Consider the following 6858-nt stretch of genomic DNA (forward strand, 5'->3'; position numbering starts at 1 on the left):
CAATTAGCCTATTCGCCGGGATTTCTGTTAATTCCTGTTACTTAGAGAGTCTTTTGTGACGCCACCTACAGTGTGCGCGGCGCCAGGGACCTGCTGGTGTGCGCAGCTCCGCTACCTAGCGTTGGATTGCTCAGCGCTGGGTGACTCAGCGCTGGCGCACCGCGATGACAAACGGCCCGACCTGGTGCAGATCCCAGCCTTCGGAGAACGCAGAGGCATCGAAGTGGATCGCGCGGAACCGTACATTCGGCTGGCTGGGGTAGATGTCATCTGCTACCAAGTAGGTAAATGTGCTGTCAGCGTCGTCGGCGCCGTCGCTGCTGCTATCGGTTGAATCCAACTGCCCGCGCATGAGTAGCGCGTCGGGTGCCTTCCACCCATATTCCTTTTCTGCGTTGTCCATCGCAGCCAGCAGGTCCTTGGGTTCCGCGATCTTGCTCCAGCCCTCGATCTCCTCGTTGCGGCGAGCGAAGTCACCCAACGGGTTGGCATAGTGCGAGGTAAAGGCCTGGTAGGCGTGGTACGGGTAGTAGGCCAAGAAGCTCTTCTCGTCCGTGAGCAGCACCTTTCCGGACCGGCCACCGAGCTCCTCGGAGAGGACCTCGTCTACCTGTGAATAGTACACGGCGGAATCGCCCGGAAGCTTGTCCGCGCGTTTTCCTTCGCCGTCAGTGTCGGTGTAGGCCGTGTCGATGTGGTTTTCGTGCTCGTGGGGGATCTGCGTCGCATAGTGAATGCCACATACGGCCATCACGATAGCCATCACGCGACTGATTAGTACGCCATTCACAGGCTTGCGGCCCGCTGCCGCCGTGAACTGCGGAACATACACCAGTCGCCAATCGGCGATGGCTAGCACGCCCGAAACGGCGAGGATAATGCTGATTGGCACAGCCATGCGGAAGCCCAGCAGCGTGGTGCCGAAGACCGTCATCAGTAGCGACAGGATCACCCATGCGTAGCAGACAAGTAGGCCGAGCGTCAGAGCGCGGACGTCGCCGTCTTTGCGCCGGAATACCATCCAGATCAGCGCAATGATGGAGAGGACGCCTATCGCCGCGGACTCGAAGAACGGGGTGGGCACCTGTGTGGCAACTTCCGGCAGGTAGTGCTGTGCGGTGCTGGTGGAGCCATGGGGCTGGGTGACTAGGCTCCACAGGTACGGCGCCCAGCCCAGCAGGGCAATGGCGATGGAGCCTGCGCCGATTGCCACCAGCCGGATCAGCGGCTTGATGCCGCGCTCCATAATCGCGCCAGCCACCGCTAGTACCACTACGGTCAGGGCGGATACGGCGGTGTACAGCGTATAGAGGTTTGCCGAAAGCCCCAGGTAGATGATGGATCCGACGAGCGCGGCGCGCCCTCCGTGGAGCGCGCGCCGGGCGAGGACGAACGCTGGCGCCATGCCCATGGCCACGATTGCCGCGTAGGGTTCGTCGCCGCCGGCCGTCAGGGTAACCGTCACGGTCACTAGTGCCAGTGCGCTGGCGATCGGCAGGGATCCGGAGATGCGCTGCCATACCGGCACCAGCATGCTGGCGGCCATGGCCATCGTGATGAGCGCCCAGGGCTGCATCGCCACCCAGCCGTCCAGGCCAAAGGTGCGGGCGAACAGTCCGCCGCTGAAGAACCACAGGCCGGGGTAGAAGGACGGCTGATCGATGTAGGCCATGTCCTCCCACCCCAGGTGGTCGGTCATGCGGGTGAGGAATTGCGTGCGAAACGCCTGGTCTACGCTGATTCCGCCGAGGTAAAGCTGGGTCGCCGCCAGCGGAATGCCCAGCGCTGCCAGCACCAGCACGGCCGGCGCTAGGTGCATGATCAACTGCAGTAGGATGGAGACCCACCCGCGCAGAGCTGGTCGCTGCGATCTTCGCGCCCCTAAGCTCTTGCCCTGCGCACCGGTGGCCTGCCCGCTGAGCATCCGGCTCGCCGGGTAGACCCACCAGTAGCAAGCCAGTCCGGTGACTACGACCAGGATGACTATTGCCGCTGTGGTCAGTCCGCGCAGCACGAAGCTATTGGTAAAAGCAGGGAAGTTCGTGTGCGCCATCAGGTACCACCCCAGGGTGGTTCCGGCGAATGCAAGCGCAGCGGTTACTACGAGGCGCACGAAAGTCTGGCGGATGGACAGCGCGTCCTTGGTGAAGGGGACCGTCCGATCAGCCTGCGTGGCGGAACTTGAGCTCATTGCTTCATTCTTGCACACGCCCCGGACAACCCCTGTCGTCCGAAGCCGTGTGCGGGTCGCGTCCGTCACGCCCCGCTCAGTCAGCGCAGCATGATTGCCCTAATCCCGGAGTGGAATCCGTCGCGCAGGCCTACGCGCTGCGTTTCGGAGAGCGTGTACTCGTGCAGAGTCTCGCAAGCAAACTGCAGCAGCGGCCGGTCGATCTCCGGAGGCAGCCCGCCGCCCGACAGCAGGTGGGCGTTGTCGCGCTGTTCCTCGTTCGCCACATTGTCGTACCACCACACCGCGTACTGCTGGCCAATGTCAGACGGGCTCTGCTCGCCCGCGGTCGCCCACACCTCGTTCGGCAGCGGCACGTAGCGGCTGCGCAGCTTGCGGTGGCGCGCCATCATGCCGGGGTTCGGGCGCGGCTTCGGCTTGGGTGCTTCTGTTTCTTGTTCTTCTGCTGTCTTATTTGGTGACGCCGTCGTGCCCGGCCCGGCCGCCGCAGCCGACGTGCTGGTCTCCGCCGGTGTGGGTTGTGCGCTGTCTGCATTCTGTGCAGTTTCGGCTGCCTCGACCGCCTCAGCTGCAGTTTCCGTGGCGGGTTGGGTTGCCGGAGTTGGGGTGACTTCTTGGTTCACGCTCGGATGGGTGGCGCCCCGGGAGGTGGCGGCAGGGCCGCTGCGCACAGGCTCCGGAATCTGAGGAGTGGTTGGAGCTTTGGGCTTGGGCGCATCCGCAGGTTTGGGTGCGTCCGCATTGCCGGCGGCGACACTCTCCTCGCCAGCGCTTTTCCCGGCGGCGGTGTCTCCGGGGGTAGAGCCCCCGGCAGCGCTTTCATCGGCAGGCCCATCCCCGGGAGCGTCGGCGGCGGTGAGTACGCACGGGCTCGAGTCCGCGGGCTCTTCCGCATCGCCCAGCGGCTTGTCCTCGGGCTGTTCGGGTTGTTCGCCAGTCGGCAGGGGGCCTTCCAGCACTTGCAAGCGCATGGTGTCGCGGAAGTCTTCGCGCGGATCCAAGATCGTGGTCGTATCGCAGGCGAAGCGCAGGGCGGAGGACATGGAATCCCAGCCGAAACCGTATAGATGCACGCGGATGCCTGCCGCGACGGCCTCTTCAACACCGGGCAGCATGTCGGCGTCACCAGAAACGAGCACGATGTCGGATACCTGGCGCTTCATCGCGGCGATAACGATGTCGGCGACGAGGCGCGTATCCACTGCCTTTTGGGTGCGGCGGTCGCCCCATTCGATCAGTTGACCGGCGCGTAGCTGCACGCCCGGCTCGCTGCGCAGGGAGCGCTGGTAGCGGTGGGGGCCGGAATCGGGGATGCCGTCGTACCAAAATTGCCGGTGAACGGGCTGTTTCAGCTGGTCCTGGATCATCTGGCCGAGGACTGCCACGACCTCCGGAAGGTCTATCTCTAACTGGGCGCGAGCCCCGGTGTCCCAGGAGTTATAAAAGCTTGCTAGCAGGTAAGACGTGTCGACATAGACCTGTGTGCGTTCCAACATTGTTCATTGCTCTTTTCGTTTCGTTCGTAACTAGTTCTTTTGGGTTCTTTCCCTCTAGCATGCCCGAAAACTTTGTTGTATGGTTAGTTGCACAAGTAACTAACCAACTAACTAGGTGTGTTGAGAGTGCACTGAGGTACAGAGCGCACTGGGAACTTGTTAAGCAGCCCGCGGAAGGAGGTGCCCCATGAATGAATCGTCGACTCCGCTTTTTCAGCAGGTCGCAGACCTCATCGCGGACGCGATCGTGGATGGATCGCTTACTGAGGGCGAACGCGCGCCATCGACTAACGAACTCGCAGAATTTCACAGCATCAACCCCGCAACCGCCAGAAAAGGGTTGGCGCTACTTGTCGATCAGGGCGTGTTGGCCAAGAGACGTGGCGTGGGAATGTTCGTTGAACACGGCGCCCGCGAGCGAATCCTGGCCTTGCGTAAGGAGGCCTTCGCGGCCAGTTATTTGGTTCCCCTCGTCGACGAGGCCGCCAAGTTGGGCATGAATCGCAAACAGCTGAAAACCCTCATGGACAAAGTCGCAGAAAGTCGAGGACTCTACGAATGAACGTCACACAATCTTCCGTCGTAGCCTCAGGCGCCGCTCCCGACATTGAACTGCGCGACGTCAGGCGCAAGCTCGGCGCCACTCACGCCCTTGATAGCGCGACGGCGCACCTGCCAGGTGGCCGCGTCTATGGCCTGATCGGCCGCAACGGTGCAGGTAAGACGACTCTGTTGCGCACAATTTCCGGACAACTGCGCGCCCAGGGCGAAGTCCTTATTGGCGGTCAGCCGGTGTACGACAACACGGAAGTGCTGAACAGCTTGATACTGTCTGGCCCTGATGTGCCTTGGCCCGCGGATATTAAGGTCAAGCAGTTACTCAGTGTGGTCGCCGCCCGCTGGGAGACTTGGGATCAGCGCTATGCGGGCCAACTCTGCGAAGACTTCGAGGTCGATACGCGCAAACCGCTGTCTAAGCTCTCGCGCGGGCAAAAGTCCCTGGTCTCGATTGTTATTGGTCTGGCTGCCCAGTGTCCCGTCACCCTCCTCGACGAGCCCTACCTGGGCCTTGACGTGCAGAATCGCGAGCTGTTCTACAAGCATCTCTTGCAGGACGTGGAACGCAACCCGCGCACATTCATCATCTCGACCCACCACGTCGAAGACGCCGCCCGCATCCTCGACTCCGTCGTCCTCCTCGACAAGGGCCGCATTACGGGAGTCGGCACCCTCGACGCGATTACCGAACGCATCGCGATCCTCTCTGGTTCCGCCGCGGGAGTCGACGCCGCGCTCGGGGAGGTTGGGGCTGTGGGTTCTGTTCTTAATGACGCCACGTCCTCCGGCCTACGCCGGGTAGTCCTTGATACTCACGGGCTGGGGACCGATAGCGTGCAGGATCTCGCCACCCGTATTGAAGGCAGCGGAGTGCGCGTAACCAGCGCGGACCTGGAGAAGGCGGTGCTAGCGCTGACCGGAAGGGAGTTCTAGCCTTGGTGACCACCTATCGACCTCTGCCTTGGGGAACGCACTGGAAATTGGCCATGCGCCAGCTGCTTCCTAAAGCTGGGAACCTTGGTTTTAGCACCGTGTTCGTTCTGATGATCCTCTTCTTTGCCGTGGGTGGGGAGGAAATCAACGGGTTCAAGCTGGGGATATACCTACTGTTTGGCCTCTCGCTGGGGCTGCAGCCGATCACCACAGTGTGGGACAAAGCTCAGCTTCGAGCGCTGGGGATGAGCGTGGCGGATATGCGCCGAAACCTCCTGATAGTCATGCCAATTGCATCAGCAGTCGTCTGTGGAGCGATGCTTTTGGGCTACGTCCTTGCGCTAATTCTCAGTTGGCACATCCCGGCATTCTGGGTTGTCTTAGGATTCGTCTTCCTCGTGCATGTGGCCAGCATCATCAGGGCTCTGGCACGTGTCGGGGATAATAGCGAGGTCATCAAGGCCGCCAACAGGAACTCTAGCGATTCTGAAAAAGACGAGCTTGGCAAAGCGGATAAGGCCGCGTTGGTTGGATTGTTAAATACGGAGACGAGGTGGCGTCAACAAGAAAAGAAGGGCAACAACCCCACGGCGCTCAACTACCTTGCAGCCTGGCGGATCGACGGCTTCATGGCTTGGATGCACCTGGCTGGACTCATCGCGATAGTCGTCGGTGTGATCGGTTGGTTCGCCTCAGGGCTAACGGCTAGTGGGGCGATGTGGCTGTACCCGGCCGCGATGATTCTGCTGGTGGCTGCCTACTACCTCGGTGAGACGCTGAACTCGAGCTTGCGCAATTGGCTGGTGCTCTCCGGCGATCGCCGCAGCTGGTACGCAACGGCTATGGGGCGGCTTGCTTTGTGGATGCCGGGAGTGGGGCTGCTGGTGCTGATCGGAACGGCGGAGTTCGCGCTATTTAGTGCACTGTTCCCGGGGGGCGGCGATCTAGAACTGCACGTAAGCGGGAAGGGTCTGCTGATGACCCTGCTCGTTGCAGCGACAGTGGCAATGGCCTTTGGCTCGGTGGTAATCGTGAGCTTTTGGGTGAGCAACCGCTTCAGCGGATGGATGAGGTGGGTGGCCAGCCTGCTGGCCATCATGCTGATGTCTGCCGCGATGGCGGTGATCATCGTCTCGGTTCAAGAAATTGATGAGGCTGGAATCGACCTATTGGGGCCTGTTGGTGCAATCCTTGGAGCAGTGGGTGTGGTGACAGTGCTCGTATTCGCTGCGCTGCGATGGGGGATCGGGCGTTTCGATACGGCCCATGAATCAATCCAGGAGAATCTGGGTCTAGGATCTGATGCCTAGAACACTCTGCGGAAATGCCTTGTGGCCTGCGGGTTTGTGTTTGGTGTGGGGTGTGTGTACATTAATCCAAGTCAGCGCGACACGGCGCCGCGAGTTACAGACTCTCGGAACGCTGGAAGTCATAAGTGTCTGGCCAATCATTTTGAAGCTGTAAAAACAGTTCGTTTGTGTGCGAGTGCAGCGGGTTGTTTACCGGGAATTTGCTTTATCTTCACGGTTGCTTTACACTCGTAATCCGTCGCAACGTGACTGCCACTGTGTGGTGTGTTTGTTGTGTGCGTAGGTTGTTTGAGAACTCAATAGCGTGATGAACCAAGTTTAGATACTTTGTTGACCAACCTTTGTGTTGATTCTGATGCATTGTATGTCT

Annotated in this window: 5 protein-coding genes; 3 read left to right on the plus strand and 2 right to left on the minus strand. The window is 60.7% G+C overall.

Annotated elements, in window-relative coordinates; translation table 11 throughout:
• Positions 1–145: 145 nt before the first annotated feature.
• Together MHX66_RS09005 and MHX66_RS09010 are read right to left on the minus strand one after the other, a co-directional pair.
• Positions 146–2191: a galactan 5-O-arabinofuranosyltransferase gene (locus MHX66_RS09005; protein ID WP_239202395.1), complete on the minus strand. Its 2046-nt coding sequence runs from the start codon at positions 2189–2191 to the stop codon at positions 146–148.
• Between the two features lie 80 nt (positions 2192–2271).
• Positions 2272–3687 (minus strand): NYN domain-containing protein, encoded by a 1416-nt coding sequence (locus MHX66_RS09010; protein ID WP_239202397.1) that lies wholly within the window; start codon positions 3685–3687, stop codon positions 2272–2274.
• 187 nt (positions 3688–3874) lie between these two features.
• On the opposite strand from MHX66_RS09010, the gene MHX66_RS09015 reads away from it, so the two are divergent.
• From MHX66_RS09015 to MHX66_RS09025, 3 genes are read left to right on the plus strand one after another with little or no spacing between them, the layout of a single operon-like run.
• Positions 3875–4249, plus strand: coding sequence for a GntR family transcriptional regulator (locus MHX66_RS09015; protein ID WP_239202407.1), 375 nt, complete (start codon positions 3875–3877; stop codon positions 4247–4249).
• Positions 4246–5178, plus strand: a complete 933-nt coding sequence (locus MHX66_RS09020) for an ABC transporter ATP-binding protein (RefSeq protein WP_239202409.1) — start codon at positions 4246–4248, stop codon at positions 5176–5178. The genes MHX66_RS09015 and MHX66_RS09020 overlap by 4 nt, the downstream gene beginning before the upstream one ends.
• Before the next feature lie 5 nt (positions 5179–5183).
• Positions 5184–6488 carry an ABC transporter permease gene (locus MHX66_RS09025; RefSeq protein WP_239202419.1) on the plus strand — a complete coding sequence of 435 codons (1305 nt, stop codon included), beginning with the start codon at positions 5184–5186 and terminating at the stop codon, positions 6486–6488.
• Positions 6489–6858 lie beyond the last annotated feature (370 nt).

It is taken from the genome of Corynebacterium sp. ACRPH (genome assembly GCF_022347285.1).
GTDB lineage: Bacteria > Actinomycetota > Actinomycetes > Mycobacteriales > Mycobacteriaceae > Corynebacterium.

Bases quoted from the DNA above. Each gene is read 5' to 3' on its own strand.
- MHX66_RS09005 (WP_239202395.1), bottom strand. From the start codon at position 2,191: ATGAGCTCAAGTTCCGCCACGCAGGCTGATCGGACGGTCCCCTTCACC.
- MHX66_RS09010 (WP_239202397.1), bottom strand. From the start codon at position 3,687: ATGTTGGAACGCACACAGGTCTATGTCGACACGTCTTACCTGCTAGCA.
- MHX66_RS09015 (WP_239202407.1), top strand. From the start codon at position 3,875: ATGAATGAATCGTCGACTCCGCTTTTTCAGCAGGTCGCAGACCTCATC.
- MHX66_RS09020 (WP_239202409.1), top strand. From the start codon at position 4,246: ATGAACGTCACACAATCTTCCGTCGTAGCCTCAGGCGCCGCTCCCGAC.